The organism is Pseudoclavibacter sp. RFBG4 (assembly GCF_002931515.1).
Lineage (GTDB): Bacteria > Actinomycetota > Actinomycetes > Actinomycetales > Microbacteriaceae > Pseudoclavibacter.
The window spans coordinates 1-26389 of record NZ_PSYC01000044.1; the positions used below are offsets into that span (position 1 = coordinate 1).

The 26389-nt window shown below is 70.8% G+C and carries 28 protein-coding genes and 1 riboswitch; of the genes, 9 read left to right on the forward strand and 19 right to left on the reverse strand.

Annotated elements, in window-relative coordinates; genetic code table 11:
- Window positions 1–29: 29 nt before the first annotated feature.
- From C5E10_RS18955 to C5E10_RS16280, 4 genes are all read right to left on the reverse strand, one after another.
- Window positions 30–1250 (reverse strand): hypothetical protein, encoded by a 1221-nt coding sequence (locus tag C5E10_RS18955; RefSeq protein ID WP_146080315.1) that lies wholly within the window; start codon window positions 1248–1250, stop codon window positions 30–32.
- A gap of 79 nt (window positions 1251–1329) precedes the next feature.
- Entirely contained in the window at window positions 1330–3063 is a 1734-nt protein-coding gene (gene poxB, locus C5E10_RS16270) for a ubiquinone-dependent pyruvate dehydrogenase (RefSeq protein WP_104332524.1), read from the reverse strand.
- 80 nt (window positions 3064–3143) lie between these two features.
- A complete protein-coding gene (locus C5E10_RS16275; protein ID WP_104299761.1) occupies window positions 3144–3548 on the reverse strand; it encodes a VOC family protein in 405 nt (134 codons plus the stop codon).
- Between the two features lie 48 nt (window positions 3549–3596).
- Window positions 3597–4052, reverse strand: coding sequence for a helix-turn-helix domain-containing protein (locus tag C5E10_RS16280; protein WP_104332525.1), 456 nt, complete (start codon window positions 4050–4052; stop codon window positions 3597–3599).
- A 207-nt stretch (window positions 4053–4259) separates the two neighbouring features.
- Between C5E10_RS16280 and C5E10_RS16285 the strand changes: the two genes are divergently transcribed.
- From C5E10_RS16285 to C5E10_RS16310, 6 genes are all read left to right on the forward strand, one after another.
- Window positions 4260–5201, forward strand: a complete 942-nt coding sequence (locus tag C5E10_RS16285) for an ABC transporter ATP-binding protein (protein ID WP_104332526.1) — start codon at window positions 4260–4262, stop codon at window positions 5199–5201.
- Window positions 5198–6082 (forward strand): ABC transporter permease, encoded by an 885-nt coding sequence (locus C5E10_RS16290; protein ID WP_104332527.1) that lies wholly within the window; start codon window positions 5198–5200, stop codon window positions 6080–6082. The genes C5E10_RS16285 and C5E10_RS16290 overlap by 4 nt, the downstream gene beginning before the upstream one ends.
- A 53-nt stretch (window positions 6083–6135) precedes the next feature.
- Window positions 6136–7374, forward strand: coding sequence for a sensor histidine kinase (locus tag C5E10_RS16295; RefSeq protein ID WP_181062810.1), 1239 nt, complete (start codon window positions 6136–6138; stop codon window positions 7372–7374).
- Window positions 7371–8054 (forward strand): response regulator transcription factor, encoded by a 684-nt coding sequence (locus C5E10_RS16300; protein WP_104332529.1) that lies wholly within the window; start codon window positions 7371–7373, stop codon window positions 8052–8054. The genes C5E10_RS16295 and C5E10_RS16300 overlap by 4 nt, the downstream gene beginning before the upstream one ends.
- Window positions 8055–8172: 118 nt before the next feature.
- Entirely contained in the window at window positions 8173–8619 is a 447-nt protein-coding gene (locus C5E10_RS16305) for a hypothetical protein (protein ID WP_104332530.1), read from the forward strand.
- A gap of 356 nt (window positions 8620–8975) precedes the next feature.
- Window positions 8976–9257 carry a hypothetical protein gene (locus tag C5E10_RS16310; RefSeq protein WP_104243268.1) on the forward strand — a complete coding sequence of 94 codons (282 nt, stop codon included), beginning with the start codon at window positions 8976–8978 and terminating at the stop codon, window positions 9255–9257.
- A gap of 103 nt (window positions 9258–9360) precedes the next feature.
- Here the strand turns inward: C5E10_RS16310 and C5E10_RS16315 are convergent, their stop codons facing one another.
- From C5E10_RS16315 to C5E10_RS16330, 4 genes are all read right to left on the reverse strand, one after another.
- Window positions 9361–10416: a UDP-N-acetylmuramate dehydrogenase gene (locus C5E10_RS16315; RefSeq protein WP_104332531.1), complete on the reverse strand. Its 1056-nt coding sequence runs from the start codon at window positions 10414–10416 to the stop codon at window positions 9361–9363.
- A complete protein-coding gene (locus C5E10_RS16320; protein ID WP_104332532.1) occupies window positions 10413–10904 on the reverse strand; it encodes a MaoC/PaaZ C-terminal domain-containing protein in 492 nt (163 codons plus the stop codon). Before C5E10_RS16320 ends, C5E10_RS16315 begins: the two co-directional genes overlap by 4 nt.
- Before the next feature lie 4 nt (window positions 10905–10908).
- Window positions 10909–11367, reverse strand: coding sequence for a MaoC family dehydratase N-terminal domain-containing protein (locus C5E10_RS16325; protein ID WP_104243274.1), 459 nt, complete (start codon window positions 11365–11367; stop codon window positions 10909–10911).
- Between the two features lie 70 nt (window positions 11368–11437).
- Window positions 11438–12328, reverse strand: coding sequence for a class II glutamine amidotransferase (locus tag C5E10_RS16330; RefSeq protein ID WP_181062811.1), 891 nt, complete (start codon window positions 12326–12328; stop codon window positions 11438–11440).
- A gap of 297 nt (window positions 12329–12625) precedes the next feature.
- Here C5E10_RS16330 and C5E10_RS16335 point away from each other — a divergent pair, with 297 nt between their 5' ends.
- Both C5E10_RS16335 and C5E10_RS16340 read left to right on the forward strand, forming a co-directional pair.
- Window positions 12626–13549 (forward strand): ABC transporter ATP-binding protein, encoded by a 924-nt coding sequence (locus C5E10_RS16335; RefSeq protein WP_104332534.1) that lies wholly within the window; start codon window positions 12626–12628, stop codon window positions 13547–13549.
- Window positions 13546–14613 (forward strand): ABC transporter permease, encoded by a 1068-nt coding sequence (locus C5E10_RS16340; RefSeq protein ID WP_104332535.1) that lies wholly within the window; start codon window positions 13546–13548, stop codon window positions 14611–14613. The genes C5E10_RS16335 and C5E10_RS16340 overlap by 4 nt, the downstream gene beginning before the upstream one ends.
- 24 nt (window positions 14614–14637) lie before the next feature.
- Here C5E10_RS16340 and C5E10_RS16345 read toward each other — a convergent pair whose 3' ends face one another.
- The gene (locus tag C5E10_RS16345; protein ID WP_104332536.1) at window positions 14638–16944 is read right to left on the reverse strand and encodes a chorismate-binding protein; all 2307 of its coding nucleotides are present in this window, start codon (window positions 16942–16944) and stop codon (window positions 14638–14640) included.
- A complete protein-coding gene (locus tag C5E10_RS16350) occupies window positions 16884–17732 on the reverse strand; it encodes an aminotransferase class IV (protein WP_181062812.1) in 849 nt (282 codons plus the stop codon). Before C5E10_RS16350 ends, C5E10_RS16345 begins: the two co-directional genes overlap by 61 nt.
- Before the next feature lie 89 nt (window positions 17733–17821).
- Here C5E10_RS16350 and C5E10_RS16355 point away from each other — a divergent pair, with 89 nt between their 5' ends.
- Window positions 17822–18265 (forward strand): low molecular weight phosphatase family protein, encoded by a 444-nt coding sequence (locus C5E10_RS16355; protein WP_258071184.1) that lies wholly within the window; start codon window positions 17822–17824, stop codon window positions 18263–18265.
- Between the two features lie 13 nt (window positions 18266–18278).
- Here the strand turns inward: C5E10_RS16355 and C5E10_RS16360 are convergent, their stop codons facing one another.
- From C5E10_RS16360 to C5E10_RS16400, 9 genes are all read right to left on the reverse strand, one after another.
- Window positions 18279–18926: a riboflavin synthase gene (locus tag C5E10_RS16360; RefSeq protein ID WP_104332547.1), complete on the reverse strand. Its 648-nt coding sequence runs from the start codon at window positions 18924–18926 to the stop codon at window positions 18279–18281.
- 2 nt (window positions 18927–18928) lie between these two features.
- Window positions 18929–19438, reverse strand: coding sequence for a 6,7-dimethyl-8-ribityllumazine synthase (ribH, locus tag C5E10_RS16365; RefSeq protein WP_104332538.1), 510 nt, complete (start codon window positions 19436–19438; stop codon window positions 18929–18931).
- Entirely contained in the window at window positions 19435–20130 is a 696-nt protein-coding gene (gene ribB / locus C5E10_RS16370) for a 3,4-dihydroxy-2-butanone-4-phosphate synthase (protein ID WP_104332539.1), read from the reverse strand. Before ribB ends, ribH begins: the two co-directional genes overlap by 4 nt.
- The gene (ribD, locus tag C5E10_RS16375; protein ID WP_104332540.1) at window positions 20127–21233 is read right to left on the reverse strand and encodes a bifunctional diaminohydroxyphosphoribosylaminopyrimidine deaminase/5-amino-6-(5-phosphoribosylamino)uracil reductase RibD; all 1107 of its coding nucleotides are present in this window, start codon (window positions 21231–21233) and stop codon (window positions 20127–20129) included. Before ribD ends, ribB begins: the two co-directional genes overlap by 4 nt.
- A 106-nt stretch (window positions 21234–21339) precedes the next feature.
- Window positions 21340–21464, reverse strand: a riboswitch (FMN riboswitch).
- Window positions 21465–21548: 84 nt separating this feature from the next.
- Window positions 21549–22328 (reverse strand): PIG-L deacetylase family protein, encoded by a 780-nt coding sequence (locus C5E10_RS16380; RefSeq protein WP_104332541.1) that lies wholly within the window; start codon window positions 22326–22328, stop codon window positions 21549–21551.
- Complete coding sequence (locus C5E10_RS16385) at window positions 22321–23583, reverse strand: glycosyltransferase (protein WP_104332542.1); 1263 nt, start codon at window positions 23581–23583, stop codon at window positions 22321–22323. The genes C5E10_RS16380 and C5E10_RS16385 overlap by 8 nt, the downstream gene beginning before the upstream one ends.
- A gap of 95 nt (window positions 23584–23678) precedes the next feature.
- Window positions 23679–24890 carry an MFS transporter gene (locus C5E10_RS16390; protein ID WP_104332543.1) on the reverse strand — a complete coding sequence of 404 codons (1212 nt, stop codon included), beginning with the start codon at window positions 24888–24890 and terminating at the stop codon, window positions 23679–23681.
- A 288-nt stretch (window positions 24891–25178) separates the two neighbouring features.
- Window positions 25179–25739, reverse strand: coding sequence for a recombinase family protein (locus C5E10_RS16395; protein WP_104332544.1), 561 nt, complete (start codon window positions 25737–25739; stop codon window positions 25179–25181).
- A 210-nt stretch (window positions 25740–25949) separates the two neighbouring features.
- Window positions 25950–26123 carry a CsbD family protein gene (locus C5E10_RS16400; RefSeq protein ID WP_104332545.1) on the reverse strand — a complete coding sequence of 58 codons (174 nt, stop codon included), beginning with the start codon at window positions 26121–26123 and terminating at the stop codon, window positions 25950–25952.
- Window positions 26124–26389 lie beyond the last annotated feature (266 nt).

The window sequence follows — 26389 nt, forward strand, 5'->3', positions numbered from 1 at the left end:
GGCGGGCGCCCGTGAGCGAGCAGACGTGATTACGGGGTCGTGAACGTGATCTCCGCGACCTTCTGCGAGATGCGCGAGTTCGGATCGTCCAGTTCCCCACTCCATGCGTTCGCCAGGATCGTGATCTTGGTGCCGGTCGAAGGCATGTAGCGGGACGCCATCATTCCCTCGGAGCCGTCCGACCAGCGCAAGCGCTGCGCGAGGAGCTCCAGCTCGTAGCCGTCTGCCCCCTTCAGGACGAGCGGAACGGGGTCACCGACCGCCTCAGGCTTGGCGGTGAACTGCAGCGACGCCGAGTTCAGCTCCGACCTCGTCATATCCTCGTCCCGGTACTCGCTCTTGTGCAGGTTCTCTTGCGCGATCGAGAAGTAGGCACCGGATGCGGGGTCGCTCAGGATGTAGAGGTTCGGCTGCCGTTCGGAGATGTCCTGCTCCCATCCGCCGAGGGGCGGGTTCACGACGGTGATGCCGTTCGGGAACACGACGTCGGTCGTGATCGGGATGAACCCGGGTGCGGCGTCCTGAGGCGCGGCAGGCATGAGCGTGCTCGTCGGCACGGGGGTCGAGGTGGCCGCGTTCGGGTCGGCGCCGCCGACGGGGATGGTGGGGTCGTTCGGCGAGCTGAACGCCATGACGAGGCCCACGACCAGGGCGACGATCGCGACGCCGCTGATGCCGACGCCGAGGAGCAGGCCGACGGGGCGCCTGCGCTGCTTCTGCAGCTCAGGGTCTTCGCCGAGCTCTCGACGCCGTGGTTGGGGCGTCGCCTGCTGCTGCGGGGCGTAGCGAGGCGGCGGGGCACCAGCTGGCAGATGCGACGGTGGCGCCTGGACGAACGGCGCCTGCCCAGGGATGCCGGTCTGCGGCTGGCCTGGGAACTGCCCGGGACGCTGTGGCTGGCCTGGCGCGGGAGGTCGCCCGGGAGCGGGAGCCTGACCCGGCGCGCCGAAGCCGCCAGAAGCCTGGCCGGGTCCGGCTCCAGGGTGCGGGAACTGACCGGGAGCAGGCGGCTGCCCGTTCGGCGGCGCTCCCCACGGAGGCTGCTGACCGGGGACATGCTGCCCCGGACCTTGCCGACCGGGACCTTGTTGACCAGAGCCCTGCTGACCAGGCCCTTGCCGACCGGGGCCCTGGGCCGGTGGTCCGCCCCACGCGCCCAGGCCACCCTGAGGAGCGGCACCCGGCTGCTGCCGACGGGGGTCGAACCCGCCGTTCTGACCCGGCGGTGGCGTGAGGGGCGGTTGCGTCATGCCTGCGAGAGTACCGCCCGCGCCAGGCAGCTGCCTTGAGAGCTGCCTGGCGCGGGCGGTGCATGCGGCTGCGCGACGGTCAGTCGAAGATGCGTCGCAGCAGGTTCGTGTCGGCGAGGTCGACGAGCTCGTCTCCGCGCCCGGAGAGCACTGTCCGCAGCGCGTAGAGAGTGAAGCCCTTGACCTGCTCGGCCGTGATGGTCGGCGGGATGGACAGCTCCTGCCGTGCCGTCACGACGTCGATGAGCGCGGGCCCGTCGTGGGCGAAGGCTTCGCGGAGGGCAGCCTCGAGGTCATTCGGGTTCTCGACGCGCTGCCCGTGGATGCCGACCGCCTTGGCTACCTCGGCGAAGTCGGGGTTGTCGAGGTCGGTGCCGTAGTTCACGAATCCGGCGGCCTTCATCTCGACCTCCACGAAGTTCAGCGACGAGTTGTTGAACACGATGATCTTCACGGGCAGCTTGCTCTGCCTGAGCGTGAGCAGCTCCCCCAGGAGCATCGCGAGTCCGCCGTCTCCCGCGAGCGCCACCACCTGGCGTCCCGGGAAGGCGGTCTGGGCGCCGACCGCCTGCGAAAGGGCGTTGGCCATGGAACCGTGGCTGAACGAGCCGATGAGCCTCCTCTGGCCGTTCATCTCGAGGTAGCGGGCCGCCCAGACGACCGGGGAGCCGACATCCGGGATGAAGACGGCGTCGTGGCTCGCGAGCTCGCTCACGAGCCGCGCCACGTACTGCGGGTGGATGGGGGCGCGCCCCCGGTCGTTGTCAGCGAGCGCGTCGAGCTCTTTCCGGGCCTTCCGGTAGTGCTTCACGGAGGCGTCGAGGTGCTTGCCGCTCTTGTTGGCCTCGAGGAGCGGGATGAGGGCGTCGAGGGTGTCGCCGACGTCGCCGACGAGTCCGAGGTCGAGGGGTGTGCGCTTGCCGAGCTGCTCGCCGCGGATGTCGACCTGGATGATCTTCGCCTTTGATGGGAAGAACTGCTGGTACGGGAAGTCGGTGCCGAGCATGAGGAGCGCATCGCAGTCTTCGATGGCCCGGTAGCCGGAGGAGAAGCCGAGCAGCCCCGTCATGCCGACGTCGTAGGGGTTGTCGTACTCGATGAACTCCTTCCCGCGGAGCGCGTGCACGATGGGTGCCTGCAGCGCCTCCGCGGCGGCCAGCAGCTGCGCGTGTGCGCCCTGCGTGCCAGCGCCACCGAGGATGGTGACCTTCTTCGCCGAGTTGAGGATGTCGGCTGCCCGCGCCAGTTCGTCGTCGGCAGGGCGCACGACGGGCTTCGCAGGCAGGATCGGTGCCGACTTGCGTCGTCCTGTGCTCTCCTGCAGGAAGATCTCCCCGGGAATCACGACAACGGCGACGCCGCGCTTCTCGACCGCGGCGCGCATGGCGATCTCCAGGATCCGAGGCAGCTGCTCCGGCACCCCCACCATCTCGCAGTACACGCTGCTCTCCCGGAAGAGCTCCTGCGGGTGCGTCTCCTGGAAGTAGCCGCTGCCGATCTCCGCGGACGGGATGTGGGCGGCGATCGCAAGCACGGGAACGCGGCTTCGGTTGGCGTCGTACAGCCCGTTGATGAGGTGCAGGTTGCCCGGGCCGCAGCTGCCGGCGCACACAGCGAGCTCGCCCGTGAGCGCGGCGTCTGCGGAGGCGGCGAAGGCGGCGGCCTCCTCGTGTCGCACGTGCGACCAGGCGACCTCGTCGTTTCGTCGGATGGCGTCAGTGAATCCGTTGAGCGAGTCTCCGGGTAGCCCGTAGACGCGCTCGACTCCGGCATCGTGGAGGATATCGACGATCGTGTCAGCGACTGTAGTCATGGCGTGATCCTCTGCCTTGAAACGGGGAGCCAGCCGAGCGCTGGACTGGCGACGAATCGATGTGGGTGCTATGTCGTCGGCTACGCCTGGCTGACGCGCACCATGTTGCCGGAGGGGTCGCGGAATGCGGCATCTCTGACGCCCCAGAACTGGTCGGTGGGCTCCTGCAGCACCTCGACTCCGCCCGTCGCCAGCACCCTCTCGAACAGCGCGTCGAGGTCGCTCGTTCGGAAGAGGAGGCCGGGCAGCTCCCCCTTCGCCAGCAGTGCTGCGAGCGTGTCGCCGTCTTCCTCAGAGCGCCCCGCCTTCGGGTGCGAGAGCACGATCTCGAGCTCCGGCTGCCCGGGGGCGGAGAGCGTGACCCAGCGGAACCCCTCATTCGGAACCTCGCTGCGCACCTCCAGGCCGAGGGCGTCTCGGTAGAACACGAGCGCCGCATCCGGGTCGTCGGTGAACACGTGCACGTGGCTGAGTGAGAGCGTCATGTGTCCGATGCTAGGACCGGCCACCGACATCCACTTCTTGGAAACTGCTCAGAGAAATGACTGCCCGTCGCCGGCTTCCCGTTGCGCCATGCCTGGGCGGTCGCGCACCCGGCGGGGCCGCCCCCAGATCTGCGAGGTGCAGCTCGGGATGACGACGCTGCCGCTGTGATCACGCGCCCGGTAGGCACTCGGCGACTCGCCGACGATCTCTGCGAAGCGGCTGCTGAACGAGCCGAGACTCGTGGCCCCGACCGCCGTGCACGCGTCCGTCACGCTCACCTCGCCGCTGCGCAGCAGCGCCTTGGCGCGCTCGATGCGCCGCGTCATGAGACGGGCATACGGGGTCTCGCCGTATGCCTCTCGGAAGCGTCGACTGAAGTGAGCCGTCGACATGTGGGCTGCCCTCGCCATGGCCGGCACGTCGAGCGGGCTCGCGAACTCCCGGTCGATGAAGTCGCGCGCACGACGAAGACGGCGCAGCTCATCGAGATCGGTTGAGGCCATAGCACCAGTATGTGCGGGTGTGTCCGCCACGGCCTGACCAACTTGAGTGCAGAAACTCGCGGACGGGCCCCGCTGCGGCCCGGTGCGGCGGATATCGCACGGAAGCTGGTCAGCGGCGGCGCGCGGCCCGCGCCTCCCCCGATCGGTGGATGCGTATCCGCCGGTCGGACCCTGTCGCGCACGCTCCCCGCCGCGTTTGATTGCACCATGAGCACACAAGCAGCCATCGAGGTCTCCGACCTCGTCAAACGCTACGGCGACCGCGACGTCGTCGACCGCCTCTCCTTCGAGGTCAGACACGGTGAGACCTTCGCCTTCCTCGGCCCCAACGGCGCTGGAAAGAGCACCACGATCGAGATCCTCGAGGGCTTCCGCACGGCGACCTCGGGTACCGCGCGCGTGCTCGAGCAGGACCCGGCCCGCGGCAACGCCGAGTGGCGAGGCCGAATCGGCGTCGTCAGCCAGTCGAGCGCCGACATCGAGCGCTATTCGGCCCGCGAGGTGCTGCGTCACTTCGCAAGCCTCTACCGAAACCCCCGCGCTGTGGACGACACCATCGAGCGGTGCGGCATCGCCCCATTCGCGTCGCAGCGAGTCGGTCGCCTCTCCGGTGGCCAGAAGCGGCGAGTGGATGTCGCGCTCGGCATCATCGGCAACCCGGAGGTGCTGTTCCTCGACGAGCCGACAACCGGGTTCGACCCCAACGCGCGTCGCGAGTTCTGGGGTCTCATCCAGCAGCTCAAGGGCGAGGGCATGACCATGGTGCTCACGACGCACTATCTCGACGAGGCGGAGCAGCTCAGCGACCGCGCCGGGATCATCGCCGCCGGGAAGCTCGTCGAGATCGGCGACATCGCGACGATCGGCGGGCCGAAGTCGCGCACGCCGCGGGTTCGCTGGCAGGAGCAGGACGGCAGGTGGCGCGAGGAGACGACGGATGCGCCCGCACAGCTCGTCGGCGCGCTCGTCGAGCGCCTCGGCCCGGAACCCGCCGGGCTCACCGTGACCCGCCCGTCCCTGGAGGACGTCTACCTGGAGATCATCGGCGAGCACCCGGCCGCCTCCCCCGCGACCGCCTCGCCCGCCGCGGCATCCGCGGCGACCGATGAGGTAGCCCGCGCTGCCGCACCCGCAGGAGGAACGCGATGAGCCAGACCGCAATCTCGGGCGACGCGAAGGCGCAGCCGAGCGTCCGATCGACCACACGCACACCGTCGCAGCCCAGGTCCACGATCGGCAACGGTCTTCGGCGCATCGCCTTCGAGCTGCGCGGCTACTTCAGGCAGACCGACCAGGTGTTCTTCGTCTTCCTGTTCCCGCTCGTCATGTTCGCGCTCTTCGCCTCGATCTTCAGCGGCGAGACGGTCGTCGACGACCCACGCTTCGCCGACGTGACGATGTCGCAGTACTACCTGACCGGGATGCTCGCGATGGCGATCCTCCTCTCCGGCATGCAGTTCCTCGGCATCGACATCGCCACGGAGAAGCACGAGGGCGGCCTCGCCCGACTCGGCGCGACACCGCTCAGCCCGGTGTCGTTCTTCATCGGGAAGATCGGGCTCGTCCTCATCACGTGCACGCTGCAGCTGGCGATGCTGATGGGGCTCGCGGTCATCGCCTTTGACATCTCGCTGCCGGAAGATGGCGAGCTGTGGGCGCGCTTCGCCTGGCTCGCTGCCCTCGGCATCCTCTGCTTCGCCTCCCTCGGAATCGCGATCTCGGCGCTCCCGCGCTCTGCACGGTCCGCATCCGCCATCGTGCTGCCGCTTGTGCTCGTGCCGCAGTTCCTCTCGGGCATCTACGTGCAGTTCTCGGTCCTGCCCGAGTGGATGCAGCAGGTGTCGAACCTCTTCCCGCTCGCCGGTCTCGTGCGCGGGATGCGCAGCGTGTTCCTGCCGGATGCCTTCGCGGCCGCCGAGGTCGGAGGCACGTGGGGACTGGGGGCCGCGGCGATCACGCTCGGCGTCTGGACCGTCATCGGGCTCGTCGCGAGCCTGCTCACCTTCCGCTGGAGTCGAGGGCGGAGTTGATGCTCCTGACCCGATCGTGCAGCAATGTCGGTGGGGTGCGGGAGGATGAGCGCATGGTCGACTTCTGGTTTCGGGACGGGCGCTGGTGGCACCTGCTGATCGTGGGCACGGCGGTCGCGAACACCGTCGTCGCGGGCTCGGTGGCGGCGTTCGCGGCCACCCAGTCCGAACGCTCCGAGGCGCTCGTGGCGACGGGGGCGCTCCTGCTCATCCCCGTCGTGTGGCTCGCTTTCGGCGTCAGGTCGCTCGCCGACCCGCGCCGCGGCGCGGTACTGATCCTGCTCGTCACCCTGCTCGTGACGGTCTCGATGGTGCTCGTGCCCTGGACGGGCTTCGTGCAGACCCTCATCTATCCGCTCGTCTGGCTGGTGTGCGTGAGCGCGAGGCGGAGCATCATCGTCTCGATCGGCATCGCGTTCGGCATCGGCGTCGTGTCCGCGCTGTACAACGGGGTCGAGGAGATCCCGGATATCCTGCCCGGCCAGCTCTTCAGCGTCGCGGCGACCTGCGGCATCGGGCTGTCGATCAGCTACGCCTGGCGAGTGGCTGACGAGCGACGTGAGCTGCTCGAGCAGCTCACGGCCTCCCAGGAGCACGTGCAGGAGCTCTCGCGGCTGAGCGGCGCCTCGGTCGAGCGGGAGCGCATCTCCCGCGACCTGCACGACACGCTGGCTCAGACGTTGGCCGGCCTCGCGATGCTGGCTGACCGCAGTGCCAAGGAGATCGGGCGGATGCGCGACGACGAGAGCTCCGCAGGGGCTCAGCTGCGCGAGGCGCTCTCCGCGCAGGAGGAACGGGCCGACCTCATCGCGTCGCTCGCCCGCGACGCTCTCGCCGAGGCGCGGGGGCTCATCGCCGAGAACGCGCCGGTGCGGTCGACCGACCCCGCGGACGCGACCTTCGCGGATGCCCTGAGGCGCCTCGTCGCTCGGTTCCGGCGTGAGACGGGCGTGCTCGCCGAGGCGCGAATCGACCTGGAGGCCGGGGTGCTCGAGCGGGAGAGCGAAGTGGTCCTGCTGCGGTGCGCGCAGGAGGCCCTGTCGAACGCGAGGAGGCACGCACATGCCACGAACGTGCACCTCTCAGTGGAACTCGGAGCAGCGAACGTCGTGCTAAATGTCACCGACGACGGCCGAGGATTCGAGCTCGAGGCGGAGCCCGCCGGATTCGGGTTGGACAGCCTCCGCGACCGCGCCAACGCGATCGGGGGCGGCGTGGACATCTCCAGCGCACCAGGACGTGGCACGATCGTGACCGTGACGATTCCGGCGAGAGCGAGTGCCGAGCGATGATCCGCATCCTGGTCGCCGACGACCACCCCATCGTGCGCGCCGGACTCGTGGGCATCTTCGAGGACGAGCCCGACATCGAGGTCGTCGCTGAAGCCGCCAACGGGGCCGACGCGGTTGCTCGCGCGACCGCGACGACGCCCGCCGTCGTCGTCATGGACCTGCGCATGCCAGGCACCGACGGTGTGAGCGCGACGAGGCAGATCCTGGCGGCGCTCCCCGAGACGCGCATCCTCGTCGTCACGACCTACGACAGCGACGACGCGATCATCGGTGCCATCGAGGCCGGCGCGAGCGGCTACCTGCTCAAGACGGCCAGTGGGGCCGAGCTCGTGGAGGCCGTTCGCCGTGTGGCCGCGGGCGAACTGGCCCTCGCACCCTCGGTGACCGCGAAGCTCGTGGCCCAGACCCGAGCTGCCGGAACATCGGCATCCGTCGGTTCCGGCACCGCGCAGCCGCCTGCCGGTTCGCCCGGATCAGCCCCCGCGCTCAGCGAACGCGAGCTGCAGGTGCTGCAGCTCGTCGCCGACGGCCTGTCCAACCCTGAGATCGCCGTGCGCCTCCATATCGGTGAGGCGACCGTGAAGACGCACCTCGGCAAGGTCTTCGCGAAGCTCGAGGTCAACTCCAGGGTGCGCGCCGTGACGAGGGGCCTCGATCGCGGCCTGCTCCGCCGGAGCTAGGGCGTCGGCGAACCCAGAAGGACCACGCTTGGGACCAAGGCGCATGAGCGCGGAAGCGTGCGGCCCTGCTGCGGAGTCAGGCCAGAGGACTCTCCGCCCGAAGTCGTAGGCTTGCCGCATGAAGTCCGCCCGCGCCGCCCTGCTTGCACTCCCCACGATCGCGCTCGCCGCGCTCGGGCTGAGCGGATGTGCTCCCGCAGCCACGCCGACGAGCGTCGCGAGCGACAACTACGGCGGCCTGCCGAAGGGATTCGGCGAAGATGTCGGAGCCGGCGACATGGAGGGGCCGCTCGTCATGTGGCTCGACGAGGGCTCCTCGATCTCCGTCACGACGTGGGGCAGCTCGGGATGCCCGGCGATCCTCACCGAAGTCAACGCGGTGAACGCGCAGACCCTCGACCTGCAGTACCTCGAGGCCACGGCCTACCCCGACCAGGCGTGCACGGCGGACTATGCCCCGCACACGAGCGAGGTCGACCTCCCCGACGAGGCCACGGGCTCGCCGCTGACGGTCACGGTGAGCTTCGACGGCGAGGAGCCCCGCGCCTCCGTCGTCCTCGACTGACCGGAGCGTCCGGGGGCTGCGTGACATCCACCCGAGTGCCCTGCCCTGCCAAAAGGTTGACGAGTATTCGCAGAGTCGATAGGGTCGCAGCACGCGCCTAGACAGAGAGGAGTCCCGATAATGCGTACGTTCACATTTTGCATCCAGCAGTCGGCGACTCGTTCCCTGGGCGCCCACATCTCCTGAGCTCCGTGTCGTGGGTGAAGTCTGCCCCCACACCCGACGGATACGCCGCGGCATAGCAGCCGCCGCATTCGTCGACTGCACGGCAGTCACGTCTCTCGCGCCGCGTTAACGCGGCCCCGCTCGAGTGAGCGCCTTCTTCTTGCATGCCTTCTGTCGGAGAGACCACTCTCATGAATCACGTCCTGACCACCGTCCACACCTCAAACCCGAGCACCGTGCACGTCACGATCACGCCCACATCCGCGTCCACGCCCACCTCCGCGGTGCAGCCTTCGCTGCTCCACCGCATCGAGTTGCGCGTCGCACTGTGGCTGCTCATGCGCAGCGCGCGGCGTCAAGAACCCGAACTGGACCACGCCGAGCAGCATCGTCGGCGCCGCAACAGTTCGGAGCGCGCCCGCCGCGAGCAAGACGCACTCCGCGCCTGGTGCGCACAGTGCATGCACCACTGACACGCGTCCCGAACGGACGCTGGGTGCACCGAGAGGGAAGCCCCGAAGCGCGTGCAGCGCTTCGGGGCTTTCGGCTCACCCGGCTGGTCTCGCCCGGCTGTGCCTAGATCGTCAGGTCGACGAGGACAGGCTCGTTGACGAGCCGCACGCCGTATTCCGCTTCGACGCGCGCACGGACGAAGCGGGCGAGCTCCACGATCTGCTCGGCAGTCGCACCGCCGCGGTTCGTGATCGCGAGCGTGTGCTTCGACGAGATGGCGGCGTTCGAGCCCGGCAGCGAGAAGCCCTTCTGCACACCGGCGTGGTCGATGAGCCACGCAGCGCTGAGCTTCACGAGCGGGGAGCCGTCTTCGTCCTTGCCCGCGTCGAACTTCGGCATCTCGGGCAGCTCGCTCGCGAACGAGGAGCGGACGATCGGGTTCATGAAGAAGGAACCGGACGAGACCGAGTCGCGGTCGTGCGCATCCAGCACCATGCCCTTCGAGGCGCGCAGGCGGATGACGGCGTCGCGGACGACGTGCACGGGCATCCGCTCGCCAAGCGGCACGCCGAGCGCGCGCGCGAGCTGGTCGTACCGGACGGGTTCGCTCTGGCCCTCCGGCATCTCGACGAGGTCGAGTTCGACGCGAGTCACGACGCCACGCAGCTCGCCGCGCTTGATCGCGGAGGTGCGGTAGCCGAGACCGAGGTCGGCGGCGTTGATCCAGCGAACCGTGTCTGCGTCGGCGTCGTAGAACTCGATGCGGGCGAGCACATCGGAGAGCTCCTGCCCGTACGCCCCGATGTTCTGCACCGGGGTCGCGCCGACGGAGCCGGGAATGCCGGCGAGCGCCTCGATGCCGCTCCAGTTGCGAGCGACGGCGTAGTCGACGAGGGCGCTCCACGACTCGCCGGCGTCGATGCGCACGCGAGCCTGGCCCACCTTGTCGACAGGTCCGTCGAGCTGGTGGATGCCCTGCGTCACGACGTGCAGCACGGGTTCGTCGATGCGGTCGTCGGTGGCGATGGTGTTGGACCCCCCGCCGAGGATCAGCGGCTGCTCGTGGTTCGCGAACAGCTCCTCGGCCGCGGCGATCAGCTCAGGGCGCGTCGCGGGGGCGACGAACTGCGTCGCCTCCCCACCGACCTGCGTGGTCGTGAGCTCGGAGAGCCTCGTCACGCGGTGGCCTCCGCGGGCAGCACGGCGGGAACCTCGCCGCGGAAGTCGGCGCGCACCTGCGACTTCGCGAGCACCGTCTGCCCGCCGAAGGACACGACGAGGTCGATGCGACCGACGCCGTCCTCGCCGGCGAGCTGACCGATCTTGGCGACGACCGACACCTCAGCGCCGGCCTGCGGGTCGACGACGACCGGCCGCGTGAAGCGCACCTGGTAGTCGAGGACGCGGCCAGGGTCGCCGAGGGCGTCGACGACGGGCTGCAACGCGACACCCATCGTGAGCATCCCGTGCGCGAGCACACCGGGCAGCCCGACCGCTTCGGCGACGTCGTCGCGGTAGTGGATGGGGTTGAAATCGCCAGATGCGCCGGCGTAGCGCACGAGGGTGTCGCGGGTGAGCGTGACGGCGCGCTCCTCGATGACGGTTCCGACTTCGAGGCTCGTGAAGTCGGGGCGCGGAAGCTGCGCGACGGAGATCGTGTCAGTCATGCGGTCACTCGCTCTCGGTGGGCGTTGCGCGGACGACGAGGGTTGCCGATGCGGTGACGACCTGCTCGCCCGCCGCATCCGTCAGCACCGTCTGAGCGCTGATCATGGAGTTGCCGCCGAGCGACTTGACGCTCTTCACCTCGAGAGCGGCGCGCAGCTCGTCACCCGCGACGATCGGGCGCTCGTAGGTGAAACGCTCGTCGCCGTGCACGATGTGCGACAGCTCGATCTGCGCCTCGGGGTCGGAGAGCAGGAGCTGCAGCCCCGCATCCTGCAGCACGGCAGGGAACGTAGCGGGTGCGACGAGGTCGGCGTACCCGGCAGCGCGGGCTGCGTCGACGTCGAAGTGCGTCGGGTGCGAGGCCAGCACGGCCTTCGCGAACGAGCGGATGTGCTCTCGGCCCACGAGGTACGGCTCGGGGAGCTCGTACCGGCGGCCGGCAAGTTCAGGGTTCACAGACACGCCAGCCAGTCTACGCGCGGGGAGGCCCCCGCCCCAGAGAGGCCGCCAGCGGAGGCGGTGCGTCGCGGGCCTAGACGGCGACGAGGCGAGGCGGTGTGGGCGCGGCGACGCCCACTGCGCGGCCCGCTGCTCCGCGTGCTTCCGGGGCGCTCGAGAAGAGCGCGCGCTGCGTGAAGTCGAGCGAAGCGAGGTCGATGCGGGAGATCGTGTCCTCGGGCACCGAGGTCCAGCCGGCCGTGTCTATGCCGGTCGACGAGAAGACGGTGGTTCCGTCGGCGGCGCGGAGCATGCTCAACCGGTAGTACTCGTCGGTGTGCCCGTTGGGGAGGGTGGATGCGTCGATGCCGTAGCGCGCGAACGTCGCCTCCGTGACGTGTGCCGTGCTCGAGGCGTGGACGACCACGAGCTCGTCGGCGGAGAGGATGGTCGCGTTGAGGCTCGACTCGGGGAACTCGTCGCGCAGCACGCGGACGGCGGCGGTGGCCGCCTCCTCCAGGGAGAGGCCGTCGCGCACGTTCTGCCGGACGAGTCCGAAGTACAGCTCGCTGTCGGTGTCGCCGGCCACCGTGGCGCGGATCTCGGGGCGGAGCAGGTCGTCGAAGCGCCAGGTGGGAACGATCGAGCCGTTGTGCGCGAAGGCGAGGCCCTCGGCGACGAACGGGTGCGTGTTCACTTTGGTCCGCTTGAAGTCGTCGGTCGCGAGGCGCAGGTGCACGATACGGGCGTTGGAGGGTGCGTCCGAGAGGAGCGTCGACAGCAGCGGGTCGTTCTGGCCGGGCGTGGAGATGCGCAGGGATTCGATCTCCCGCTGCGTCTCGCCGAAGCCGGCGGCGAGCCAGGCGGTGCCCCAGCCGTCGTTGTGCACGCTGGTCATGCGCTGGAAGGCGTCGCTGTTCATGTCTCCGATCACCTTCGTGACGGTGGTGTCACGTGGGGCTGCGTAAGCGAGCAGACGGCACATGTGCGAACTCCTTCCAGGTTGTCGAACTTGCTGTCGGGTGTTGTTCGGAGCCGAGCGGCTCACGAGCATCTGACTATCCTGTGACAGCCCTCACGTGCGGTCCACCTTCGCGACGCTGTGTGACGGACGGTTGCACTGCCCGACGCGGGTGTGCCGGCGGCGTCTGTCCGAAATCAGTGCGATCTGTGGCCAGATCGGGCCCTGGACGCCGAAACAGGCTGATCCTGCACTGATGCTGGTCAGGCCGGCGCGCCGCCTCTCAGCGTGGCGTTGCATCCGCTCGCTACGTTGGGGCGCATGTCAGAACGCGGAATCCTCGTCGAGAACGTCAGGCGCTCCTTCGGCGCAGCGCACGCTGTCCGCGATGTGAGCTTCACGGCGCGCGCTGGGGCGGTCACGGGGCTCGTCGGCCCGAACGGCTCCGGCAAGACGACGCTGCTGCTGATGCTGGCCTCGCTGCTGCGACCGGATGCGGGGACGATCCGCATCAACGGCCTCGACCCGTCGACGGCGACGGCCGAGGTGCGGGCGCAGCTCGGCTGGATGCCGGACGCGCTCGGCGCCTGGCCGTCATTGTCGGTGCACGACACGCTCGTGACGACGGCCCGCCTCTACGACCTGCCGCGCACCGCGGCCGACGCCCGGGCCACCGAGCTCCTCACCCGGGTCGGCCTCAGCGACCTCGCGAAGGTGCAGGCTCGCGTGCTGTCCCGCGGGCAGAAGCAGCTCCTCGGGCTTGCGCGCTCTCTGGTGCACGCCCCGAGCGTGCTGCTCCTCGACGAGCCCGCTTCCGGCCTTGATGCGCGGGCCAGGGTCGGCCTGCGCGAGCACCTGCGGGAGCTTGCGGCGGCCGGTTCCACGATCCTCATCTCGAGCCATGTGCTGTCCGAGCTCGACGAGATCGTCGACGATGCCGTCTTCATCGAGGCGGGTGTGACGGTGCGGGCCGACCGGCTCGCGCAGGCGTCGGCGCGGGAGCGACAGTGGCGGGTGCGAGTGCTGACGGAGGGCGTCGGGCCTGATCAGCTGGCGGCGGTGCTGGGGACCGGGGCTCCGGGCATCCGCGCTGAACGCACCGGGTTCCTCATCCCGTTCCCCTCTGACGCCGCGGCCGCGGCCGGCCTGCGCGCGATCCTCACCGCCGGAATCGACGTCGCAGAGTTCGCCCCGGCGCTTGGCGACATCGAGCACACCTACCTCGACCTCGGAGACCAGTCATGAGCCCCGCCCGCGTCACGACGCTTGTCACCCTCGAACTGCGCCAGCGCCTCCGCAACGTCGCCTGGTACGTGCTGCTCGGCATCTTCGCCGTGCTGCTCCTCGGCATGACCGCGCTCTCGGTGGTGGTCTTCGGCGACCTGCAGGAGTCGGGGTCGTGGATGTACTCGATCGTCGTGTACTTCGTGCTGCTGCTCGCTCTGCTGGTCTCGCCGACGCTCAGCGGCAACGCGATCAACGGAGATCGGGACGCGGCGACGCTCGCGCCCATCCAGGTGACGCTCGCGACGACGGCCGAGATCGTGGCGGCGAAGTTCCTGGCCGCCTGGGCGACCGGGCTCGCGTTCCTGGTGGTCGCGGCGCCGTTCCTGATCTTCGCCGGGATCGTGGGGGCCGTCGCTCCGGTGCAGGTGGTCGTCTCGCTGCTGGTGCTGCTCGTCGAGGTGGGCGTCGTGGCCGCCATCGGCGTCGGCTTCAGCGGCATCCTGGCCAGGCCGCTCTTCTCCGTGGCGGCGAGCTATCTGACGATCGCCGCCCTCACGGTGGGCACGGGCATCGCGTTCGGCCTGGGTGGTGCAGCGGTGACGGCAGAGGTGACGAACACCTCCCGGTACCCCGTCTATGCGGAGTTCGGCGAGGAGCAGCCCTTCGACGAGAACAGCTTCACGTGCGGCGACTGGGAGACGTACACCTACGAGGTTCCGCGCTACGACCTCGTCTGGGGCGTGCTGGCCGCGAATCCGTTCGCGGTGCTGACGGACGCGACGCCGGTCTCCTTCGGCGCGAGCGATCAGCCAGACGATTTCTTCTCCGGCGCGAAGCTGCTGCTGCGTCAGTCGCAGATTCCCCCGGAGATGGGCGAGCAGCGCTACGACGGCTGCGCTGACCCGACTGGCTCGAACTTCGAGCCCGGCCCGACGTCGCAGGAGGTGCTCGATTCGACGGTCCCCACCTGGTTCGTCGGTCTGGCGCTCCAGCTGGTGCTCGCCGGGGGCCTGCTCTGGGGCGCCTGGGCGCGCACACGGACGCCCGCGAAGCGGCTGCCGCCGGGCACCCGCGTCGCCTGATCGAGCCCGATCCGTGCGTGCGCGTCAGCGCGAGACGGCGCGCGTGAACGCGCGTCGCAGGGCGCTCGCCTTGAGCTCGACCTCGAGGGTCTCGGATTCCGGGTCGCTCGCGAGCACGATCGCCCCTCCCGCGCCGATCGACCAGCCGCGCGCATCCCGGACGGCGGTGCGGATGACGATGCTCAGCTCGGTCGAGCCGTCGGCGCCCAGCACGCCGAGCGCACCGGCGTAGACGCCACGGGCGCGACCTTCGAGATCTCGCAGCAGCTCGACGCTGCGCAGCTTCGGCGCCCCGGTCATGGATCCGCCCGGGAACAGCGCCCGCACGACGTCGAGCGGCGGCACGCCGGGTGCCGAACCGCGCACGGTCGTGACCAGCTGGTGCACGGTCGTATACGACTCGACGGCCATGAGGCTCGGCACGTGCACCGAGCCGGGGGTGCAGACGCGGCCCAGGTCGTTGCGCAGCAGGTCGACGATCATGAGGTTCTCGGCGAAGACCTTCGGGTCGTTGGCCAGGTCTCTGGCCGCGGCGGCGTCGGCGAGGGGGTCTGAGGCGCGAGCCGCGGTGCCCTTGATGGGCTTCGTCTCGTATTCCCCGTCCGGGGTGCCGCGCAGGAGCCGCTCGGGGGACGCGCTCACGACCGCGCCGCCGTCGAACTCCAGCAGCGCGGCGTAGGGTGCCGGGTCGGCGGCGCGCACCTCCAGGAACAGGCTGAGCGGGTCGGGGTCGGCATGCAGCCGGAACTCGTTGGTCAGGCACAGTTCGTAGGAGTCGCCCGCGAGGAGATGCTCGCGGCAGCGTTCGATGTCGGCGGCGTACTGCTCTCTCGACGTGTGCCAGGCGCCGTCGGCGAGGACGTCGGGGCTCTGCAACATCGCCGGGGCGCGTCCCGCGTCGGAGAGAACGTGCCGACGCTCGCCGCCTGACACCTCGAGGGCCTCGCCGACTTCGGCGCTGAAGCGCTCGGCGCCGGCCTCCGCGAGCGCGCCGCTCGACGCGGTCGCGACGACGGTGACTGCGCCGGTCGCGCGGTCGACGAGCACGGCGCGCCGCGGGTCGAGCCACCACGCGTCGGGGAGGGCGGATGCGGTCTCCTCCACCTCCCGGGGCGGCACGCCGAGCATCCGCACCCCGAGCTCGTACCCGAAGTAGCCGAGCAGCCCGCCGCGAAACGCGAGCCCGTCGCCCCCGACGGCGCGCATGCCCTCGAGCTCCCGCTGCACGGTCTCGAAGCTCCCGTCGCCGTCCAGGCGCAGCACCCGGGCGGGCTCGCACGTCCCGCAGCCCGGCTCGGTCTCGTGCGCTGCCGCATCTGAGTCGTTGAAACGAGCGGCGTACGCGGCACAGATCGAGGCACAACTCCCGGTACCGATCGGGGCGTCGTCGGCGAGGATGCTGAACCGCGCCTGCCTGCCGGTGTCGTCGGGCACATCCACCCAGACGCTGGCAGAGCCTCGGCTGAGTACCTCGCGGTAGATGATCGCGGCGGCGGCCTCGGCTGCGACCGTGCCCTCCGGCTGCGGGCCGCGCACGACGCGACTCGCGACGAACAGATCGCGAGCTGCGGGCCGCGGGAACGCCCCGATCTCCGCGGGGCGACGGCTCGCCTCGCGCTGACCGCGAGCGCGACGAGCGCCGAGAGCCCCGCGAGCGGGAGCGCCGAGCCCCGCCGCATCCACGGCGTCGACGAAGTTCGCGACCATCTGCCGGCCATGCTCGCTCGCGATCGACTCTGGGTGGAACTGCACACCCCAGATCGGCCGACCCTCGACCTCGAGGCCCTGCACGACGCCGTCCTCGCTGCGCGCCGTGACGCGCAGCCCTGACGGCAGGGGCTCGCTGACGACCAGGGAGTGGTACCTCGTGACGAGGGAGCCTTGGGGCACGCCGGCGAACGGGCCCGAGCCGTCGTGTGAGAGGGGGCTGCGCCACCCGTGCTTCGCCTCGGGGGCCGGCACGACCTCCCCGCCGTACCGCACGGCGATGCCCTCGTGGCCGAGGCACACCCCGAAGACCGGCAGGCGCTCCTCGGCGAGTGCAGCGTCGAGCACGACGGCCGAGCCAGCGAAGTCGGCCGGTTCGGCAGGATGCCCGGGGCCGGGTGAGATGACGACCCCGGCGACGAGCCCGTCGGAAATCCAGCCGAGGCACGCATCCACCGCCTCCAGGTCACCGGCGTCGACGACCCGCACGTCCTGATCGCTGAGCTCCAGGAGCAGCTGGACGAGGTTGTAGGTGTACGAGTCGCGGTTGTCGACGACGACGATCACGCCGAGCGCCCATCCGGCCGGGGCACGGCGCTCGTCTCGTGCAGGCGAGGCCGCCACCTGCGCACGCGGGCGACGTCGAGGCCGAGGCGTGTGCCGTCGAGCATGGAGACGGGGCTGATGCCGTGGAGCGTGTTGAGGTACCAGAGCTCATCCCAGCCGCGCTCGGCGGACGCGGCGAGCGGGTCGGCGAGCAGCTCCCCCTCGACGCGCGTGACGCCCGCTGTGGCGAGCAGTTTCTCGAGCACGCCAAGGGTCGTCCCCGCCACGCGGCGGTTCGCGGCGGGGACCACGAGGGTCTCGCCGAGCCAGCCGACGACCGTGCCGTAGGCGGCCTCGGTGATCGCGCCGCGTTCGTCGACGAGCAGGGCGTCGGCCGCACCCTTCTCGTGCACGCTCGCCCTGAGCTCTGCGAGGGAGGGAAAGTCGGGGCCCTTGAGCGTCGGCCAGCGCCGCTCGTCGAGGCGGGTGCTGAGCTTCGTGAGGGGCCGCGCCTCCGGAGCCGGCCGCAGGGTGAGCTCGACGAGCAGGCGGCCGTCGTCGAGGCGGGCGGAGAGGCGCGGGAACCAGGCGTCGGTGAGGGGCGTGCTCTCGAACACGTCGGCCCAGATTCGAGGCCAGTCGGTCTCGACCGGGGTGATCCCGGCGGGGCTGCCAGCCCAGAGCGGGAGCCGCTCTGCTGCCGCTTCCCCGAAGAGTTCGGCGATGGAGCGTTCGAAGCGCTGCCGGTGCGCGGCGGCGGCGATGACGCGTCCCGACTCGACCCGCCACGACTCGACGACGCGCACCGCCGCGCTCGTGTCGCTCGCGGCGCCTGCGTCGCGTGCCGCTGCACCGTGATCCTGCATCGCCCCATTCTGCCTCAAGGGACGAGCGGGGTGAGCGGGGCGCCCGTGGCCTCGGACGGCGTTCATCCGTATCGTCGACGATGAGCTGCATGGCCACCATCGACGAACGGATCAGCATGAGCCCCACCCCCACGAGCGTCGTCTTCGTCTGCAAGAAGAACGGCGGCAAGTCGCAGCTCGCGGCTGCCCTGCTGCGGGCGATCGCCGACGAGACGATCGAGGTCTCCTCGGCCGGCACCTCCCCAGGCGGGGCGCTCAACGCCGAGTCGGTCGAGTCGCTTGCCGAGCTCGGGATCGACGTCGGCGACGAGCATCCGAAGCCGCTCACGCCGACGATGCTCGCCGGCGCCGACCTCGTCGTGATCCTCGGCGACGAGGCGCAGCTGCCCGAGGACACGAGCGTGCCGGTCGAGCGGTGGATCACCGACGAACCCTCCACGCGCGGCATCGTCGGCATGGAGCGGATGCGCCTCGTGCGAGACGACATCCGCGCCCGCGTCGCGGAGCTGCACGAGCGGCTCCGCGACGCCTGACCGGTCTCCTTTTTCAGCCCGCGAAGCTCGCGAGCCGCGCCACGTGGCGCGCGAGGATGTCGGTCTCGACGTTCACCCGGTCCCCGACGCCAAGGTCGCCGAGGGTCGTCGCGGCGAGCGTCTCGGGGATGAGCGACACTTCGAACCACGGCAAGGCGTCTGCGCCGGGGCTCCCGCCTGAGCCGACCGCGTCGACGCCGTTGACCGCGCTGACCGCGCTGACCGTCAGCGAGACACCCGAAACGGCGACCGACCCTTTGTCGACGAGCAGCCTCGCGTGCGCTGGGTCGATGGCGAAGCGGATGCGCCGCCACGCGTCGAAGCGCTCCACCTCCAGCACCTGGCTGGTCGTGTCGATGTGCCCCTGCACGATGTGGCCACCGAGGCGATCGCCGAGGCGCATGGCGCGTTCGAGGTTCACCGCATCCCCCTCGGCCCGGTCGCCGAGCGCGGAGGCGCGCAGCGTCTCCCCCATGACGTCCGCCGTGAAGCCGTCGTCGAGCAGCTCGGCGACGGTGAGGCAGACGCCGTCCACCGAGATGGAGTCGCCGATCCTCGCGTCGCTGACGCTGAGCGTGGCGCGCACCGTGAGGCGCGCGTCCGTGTCATGCCGTTCGATGCTCGAGATGCGCCCGAGCTCTTCGATGATGCCCGTGAACACGATCAGCCCCGTCCGCTCGCGGGCACGCTTGCCGGCTGGCTCGCGGGCCACTCCCGGAGCGCGCTCGCGGTGGCGATGGCGGCGAGTGCCGCATCCGCCCCCTTGTCCTCGAAGCTGCCCGGCAGGCCGATGCGGGCCTGCACCTGGGCTTCGTCGTCGCACGTGAGCACCCCGAAGCCGACCGGGATGCCCGTGCGCACCGCGACGTCGGTGAGGCCGTTGGTCGCGGCCGTGCACACGTAGTCGAAGTGCGGGGTGCCGCCACGGATGACCACGCCGAGCGCGACGATCGCGTCCGGCCTGCTCACGGCGATGCGGCTCGCCGCGACGGGTAGCTCGAACGAGCCGGGAACCCGCACGACCTGGACGTCGGTGACGCCGGCAGCGGCGAGTGCGCGGTGGGCGCCGTCGAGCAGCGCGTCCATCGCCGTCTCGTGCCACTCGGCCGCGACGACGACGACGCGCATGCCGCGCCCGTCTGCCTGCACTGTCGGTGCTCCGTGTCCGCTCATCGTCGTGCTCCTCTCACGTGCGCCTCGGCGGCGCGCTGCTGGCTGTGGTCCTGCGGTTCTTCCTGCGTGCGCGGTGCGGGGAAGCCTGGATGCTCCCTGCGGTGGCGCACGAGGTCGTCGACGTGCAGCAGCACCAGGTCGGTGGCTGCCGCGAGCTCGAGTGCCTCGCCGAACGACAGCATCTCGCCGTCGTCCCGCACGAGCTCGGCGATGACGCCCACTTCGCCGGTGCCAGCGAGGCGCACGAGGTCGACGGCAGCCTCGGTGTGCCCCGGGCGCTCCAGCACGCCGCCATCCACGGCGCGCAGGGGCAGCACGTGGCCCGGGCGGATGAGATCGCTCGCGCGCGCATCCGCTGCGGCGAGGGCACGGACGGTCCTTGCCCGGTCGGTTGCCGAGATGCCCGTCGTCACGCCCTCGGCCGCGTCGACCGTGACCGTGTAGGCGGTGCCGCGCACGTCCTCGCTGCGTTCCACCATGATCGGCAGGCTGAGCCGGTCGGCGAGCGCCGCCGGGAGGGGCGCGCAGAGGAGCCCGGACGAGTGGCGGATGATCCAGCCCATCCACTCGGGGGTGGCGGTGTTCGCCGCGAGGATCGCGTCGACCTCGTTCTCGCGTGAGGAGGCGTCGGCGACGAGCACGGGGCGTCCCGCGCGCAGCGCCTCGAGGGCCCGGAGCAGTTCAGCGTTCATGCCGCGACTCCCACTCGTGCAGCGCCGTGGACGTGCGCGGCGGGTGATTCGGCACCTCGGACGAGCCGGATGAGCGTGTCGACGCCCAGCGGATGCACGGAGTCGGTGGTCCACCTGTTCGCGTCCCGGAGGCTCCCGACGTCGAGCGACGCGACGGAGCTCGCCCCGTCGCCCAGCAGGATGGGCGCGACGTAGGCGTCAATCTCGTCGACGAGTCCGGCGCGGAGGAAGGCCGCCGCGATGGTCGGGCCGCCTTCGACGATGACGTGGCGGACGCCCCTCGCCTGCAGGCGCTCGAGGGCGTCGACCGGGTCGTGGGTCCTGAGGTGCACGAACAGCTCCGGGTCCGCACGCACGGCGGCGTCCTCGTCGACCTCGCGCAGCCCCATCACGACGCGCAGGGGCTGCGACGCGTCGGTCGCGGCGACTCCCCGCACCGACAGCGATGGGTCGTCGGCGTGCTGCGTTCCGGTGCCGACGAGGATCGCGCAGGCCTCGGCCCGCCGACCGTGCGCGTGCGCCCTGGCGGCCTCGGAGGTGATCCACTGGCTCGACCCGTCGGCGGCGGCGACCCTCCCATCGAGCGTGGATGCGAGCTTGAGCGTCACGAACGGCCGCCGCTCGGTGACATTGACGAGCCAGACCCGTAGGAGCGACTCGGCTTCGACCTGTCGGGTGCCCGTCGACACGCTCACCCCGTGCGCGCGAAGGCGCGCCGCTCCCCCGGATGCGATCGGGTTCGGGTCCGCGACCGCGTAGACGACCTCCGCGACACCTGCGTGCAGGAGGGCGTCGGCGCACGACGGCGTCCTGCCGCTGTGTGCGCAGGGCTCGAGGGTCACGACGGCGGTCGCACCCCGCACATCCGCCCCGGATGCGCGCGCGGCGTCGAGCGCGGCGGCCTCCGCGTGCGGGGTGCCCGCTCCGCGGTGGTGGCCGCTCCCCAGGATGCGGCGCGGGCCGCCAGCACCGGAGGGCGGCGCGAGCAGGACGCACCCGACCTGTGGGTTCGGATCTCTGGCTGGCCCTCGGGCCGCCAGGGAGAGCGCCAGTTGCATGGCGGCGTCGACGGTGTCGACGCGTGTGGGTTCTTGGATCGGCATGGCCGGACCTCCGCGTTTCGCGTACCACGGGGCCATGTCCCGGTGCCGGCGCAGCCGGAGAGTCCGGCAGCCGACGCCTCGGAGGCCCTCGCCGAAACGAGCGCCTCCCATGCACCTACCATCCGGACTTTAACCGTCGGTCCCGGAATTCCACCAGGTCAACCGCTCGCGGACGAGCGGGTCGCGGACTCTCACCGCCGGTTCGGACTTTCACCGACCCCGGAGCATGTTGCACGGCGAGCATAAGCCCGCAAGCTTGGCGTGTGACGTCGTGGGGCAGCTCGCCCCAGGTGGGTGCCCGCGGGCACGGCCGCGCTACGCCACCACTTCGCGCAGACCGATCGCGAGGTGCACGTCCTGCCGCTGCCCACCCGAGTGCACGAGCGACGTGCCGTCGTCGACGACCGTGAGCTGGGTGCGGTGGCTGCGGAGGGCGGCGACGACCGCGGCCCGGTGCTGCTCGAGGTCGAACCACTCGAGGTCGCCGATCTCGGCCGCGAGGGCACGCTCGCTCTGCTCGACGAGCTCCGCGAAGCGCACCCCGGCCGCCCGCGATGCGGCGAGGCTAGCTTCCCGCGCCCGAACATGGTCGGGATGCCCGTACCCGCCGGTCGCGTCGTAGCTGATGACGAGGTCCGGCCCGTCGTGGGCGATCGCGGCGGCCAGATCAGCGGTGACCTCCTCGAGCGGGGCGACGCTCAGCGACCGCAGGTCGGTCTCGTCGGCGGGGCCCGCAAGGCCCGGCCGCAGCCAGCGCATCCCCGAATCACGGTAGTCGCGGGGTGCGAGGCCCTCGGCGCGTGCGGGGGCGGTGCCCAGCCAGCGGTGCTCGTCGATGCCGAGGGCGTCGAGCGAGCCGCGCAGCTCCCGCTCCCGCACGGCCGCGAGCTCCCCGACGGAGGTGGCGTCTGGCAGCACGCCGTCGACGATCTCGCCGAGCTCGCCGCGCGTGCACGTCACGAGCGTGACCCGCGCGCCGCGTTCGTGGAGCTCGCGGAGCAGGGCGCCGCCGGCAAGCACCTCGTCGTCGGGATGAGCGTGCACGACCAGCGCGTGGCGCACCGAGTCGAGCAGGCTGTGGCCGGCCTCAGGCACGCGCGGAACCCAGCCGGGCCTGTGCGACGAGGTCGCGGAACACCGAGAGGAGGCCTTCCGCGCTGAGGTCCCACGAGTGGGTGAGCGCGTGCTCGCGTGCGGCGCGGCTCATGCGCTCGGCGACCTCGGGCTGCCGGAGGATGCCGGCGATGGCGGCCGCCCAGTCGGCGGGGTCGCGCGTCTCGAGCAGGACGCCGGTGACGCCGTCGACGACGGCCTCGCGGAGTCCGCCGGCTGCGGAGGCGACGACGGGCACGCCGGATGCCGCGGCTTCGAGCGCGACGAGACCGTACGTCTCGGAGTGGGAGGGGATCAGCACGAGGTCCACGAGGCGCAGCTGGGCTGCGAGCGCGTGCCGGCTGAGCGAGCCGATGTACTGCACATGGTCGGCGAGCCCGTGCTGCTCGACGGCGTCATGCAGGCGAGCCTCGTATTCGCGGCCGTCGGCATCCGGCGGTGCGGCGCCCACGAGCACGTAGTCGGGGCGGACGTCGGCGTCGACCTCGGCGATCGCGTCGAGGGCCAGGTCGAATCCCTTGAGCGGATGCAGGCGCCCCGCAGACAGGGCACGCCTGGGTCGCTGCTCGTGCGCGGACGGCTCGGCCCGCGCATCCCAGGCGGGGAAGAAGAGGTCGGCGTCGACGCCAGGCGGCACGATGTGCGTGATCGCGGGGTCGCCGCCGAGCCTCGAGAAGACGGTGTCGCGTTCGGCCCTGCTGACGACGACGATCGCGTCGACGGACTTCGCGAGCATCGCCTCGCCAGCGAGCCGTCCAGGCGATTCAGCCCGTTCCCCGTCAGCGAGCGGCGTGGAGCTGTCCGCGGCGATGGAGTGGAAGCTCTGCGCGATCGGGATCCCGAGCTCGCGGGCGACGGGCAGGGCGGCGACGCCCGAGAACCAGTGCTGGGCGTGCAGCACATCGACGGGCAGTTCTCCGAGGAGCGTGGCGAGCGCATCCTGGAATTCGCGGATGACGTGCTCGTGCTCACCCTTCGCGATGAGGCGGGCCGGCCCGGCGTCGAGGTTGTGGAGGCGCAGGTTCTCGCCGAGCTGCACGGTGGGCGCCGAGACTGGGTCGCTGCGTCGCGTGATGAGCTCGACCTGGTGACCGCGGGCGGCGAGCGCCTCGGCCTGGGCGAGCACGACGACGTTCATGCCACCTGCATCCTTGGTGCCCGGCTCGTCGAGCGGGGAGGTGTGGAGCACGACAAACGCGATACGGAGTGGGCGCTCATCGGAGAGGACGTCAGGCATGCCTCCGACCGTAGGCCCCGCGGCCCCACTTTTCCATTCGGGATGCCCTCGGTTACGCACCGGGGTGGCGTCCGGCCGTTCCGATGGGGCCGCCGTCACCCGTCAGCCCGTCGCCGAGATCGGCGGTCGTGCAGGGCCAGCGGTACGCAGATGAGGATCAGCGTGCCGATTGCGGAGATCGCGAGGGCGGGGCCCGGGCCGACGCGGTCGGTGAGCGCCCCGAATGCTGCCGCGCCGAGCGCTGCGCCGAGGTTGACGGCGGTGTTGATCCAGCTGCTCGCCTCGGTTCGCGCTCGCGGGTCGGTGCGAGCGTCCGCGGCGAGGTAGCCGACGATGAGGGTCGGCGCCAGGAAGAGGCCGCTGAGGGCGAAGCCGACGATCGCGACGCCGACGCCCCCGAGGAGCCCGGTCGCCGTGATGATCGCAAGAAGGGCCAGGGTGAGCGCGAGCAGCTGACGCTCCGGCCTCGCGCGGAGGCCCCATCGGCCGTAGAGCAAGCCGCCGATCGCGCTGGCGCCCGCGAACACGGCGAGCAGCGCACCTGCCAGCACCGTGCTGGATGCGGCGGCGGCCACTGCAGGGGCTGCGACTTCGACGCAGCCAAGCATCACTCCCGGGGCCGTCATCGCCAGCACGATGGGCAGGAAGCCCTTGGAGCGCATCGGACGCAGCGCCGGCCGGGCGTCGGGGACCTCCACCTGACGTGATCCGCGCTGCGCTCGTGACCGTGGGCTCGTCACGAAGAGTGCCGTCCCGAGGGCGACGCAGCCTGCCGAGACGAGGAGCGACGAGAGCGGATCCGCGACGACGGCGAGAACGGCAGCCGCCAAGGGGCCGACGGCGAACGTCGCCTCCTCTGCGACGGCGTCGAGACTGAATCCGCGAGTGCGCTGGGGGCCAGCCGGGAGCGCTGCGGCCCAGAGCACGCGCATGACCGCGCCGAACGGCGGGGCGCTCACCCCGGCGAGCGCGCTGAGGAGCAGCAGCATCGGCAGGCCTGCGCTCGACAACACCCCGACGGCGATAAGGGATGCGGCGTGGACGAGCCCGAGGGACGTCACCACGAGGCGCTGTCCGTGCCGATCGATGAGTCGCGCACGCCATGGTGTGGCGACGACGTTGGCGACGCCGAGCGTCGCGGTTGCGATGCCGGCCACCGCGAACGAGCCCGTCGACTGCTCCAGGAGGAGGATCAGCGCGAGCCCGGAGGTTGCCAGCGAGAGGCGGCCGATGATGCTGGCGAGGAAGGAGCGTGTGAGGTGCGGCGTGCGCAGCACGGAAGCGTATGAGGGTCGTTCAGGGGACAACGGAGACTCCGATGAGATCTCGCTCAGCACTCATCCCCAGAGATGAGCGAAGCGGCCTGCGTCAGGGAAGCACGCGGAAGAAGGCGTGCTGAAACCCACCCGGGTCGGTGCTGGGAACTGCGAGGGGCGGGTCGCAGGACCGTCAGGCGAAGGCGACGATGAAGCCGATCATCCATGCAGACTACCCACCCTGTCGACGCGACGCGGAGGTCGCTCGTCGGCATCGCGACCGCGGTCCCAGCCCTATCGCTGCGACGTCGCCCTGCTCGATGGCACGGCGACGTTGGGTCAGAGTCGCTTGATCGGAACGGTGAGGCCGTGCAGGGCAGGCGGGTGCGTTCCGCCCGCGACCTCCGGCAGTTCTTGTCCGCCTGGCTGGGCGGGGCCGTCGGTGCGCTTCCTGGCACTGCCGCCGTCGTCGACTCGGGACGCTCGTCGTCTGCTGACCGAGTCCAGGACTCGCTCACGCGTGAGCTCCGACTCCATCCGCTCGAGCCCCGCCATGACCGTGAACATCATCGACCCCGTGGGCGTCGACGTGTCGACCTCTGCCCCGTCGAGGTCGAGCACCCGCAGCGAGACGCCCTCCGCGCGCAGCTCGGCGGCCAGCCGCAGCAGGTCGCCGGTGGACCGCCCGAGCCGGTCGAGCGTCGGCACGACCAAGGTGTCGCCGCCGCTCAGCGCGCGCAGGGCGGCGTCGAGGGCCGAGGAGGTGTCGCGAGCGGTGGCCTCTGCACGGTCGACGTAGACGTCGTCCAATTGGACGCCGGCAGCCCGAAGGTTCGCCTCCTGCCGGTCGGCGCCCTGTTGTCGGGTCGAGACTCGGGCGTAGCCGATGAGTTTGGGCACGCTTCTCCTGTCGCCGAACCAACGTCGAAGACGCGACTTTACCGATCGACCCGAGACGCCGGGGCATGACGACGGCGAGCCACGAAGTTCCGCCACGCTGGGACTCGCCTGCGGCTCCACTCCCGAGCCCGTGACCGTCATCTGCAGCCGCGGAAGCGAGGAGCGGCAGCCGCCCGAGGGGACGGCTGCCGCTTCTCGCGCTGGTCAGAGCTACTTCTTGAAGGCGTCCTTGACGTCTTCGCCCGCCTGCTTCACGTTGGCCTCGGCCTGGTCGGCCTTGCCCTCGGCGACGAGCTTGTCGTTGTCGGTGGCCTTGCCGAGGGCTTCCTTGGCCTTGCCGCCGAACTCTTCTGCTGCGTTCTTGATCTTGTCTCCTGCGCTCATGGCAGTTCCTTTCTCGTTGTGCGGCTCTGGGGGAGCCGCGGTTCTGTTCTTGCGGTGGGTGTTGCAGCTTCGTGCCGTGTCCTGCCCTGCCGTGCGGGCCGCGGCGCCTACTGGAGCCGCGTCGGCTGCTGCACCTTGGCGCGGAATCCGCCGCTGAGCTGCAGCAGGACCGGGACCTTCTGGCCGAGGAGCGCATCGAGCGCCTCGAGGTTCTGCTCGACGATCGCCGTCGCGTCCCTGGGCGAGACGCCGCGTCGGCAGGTCGC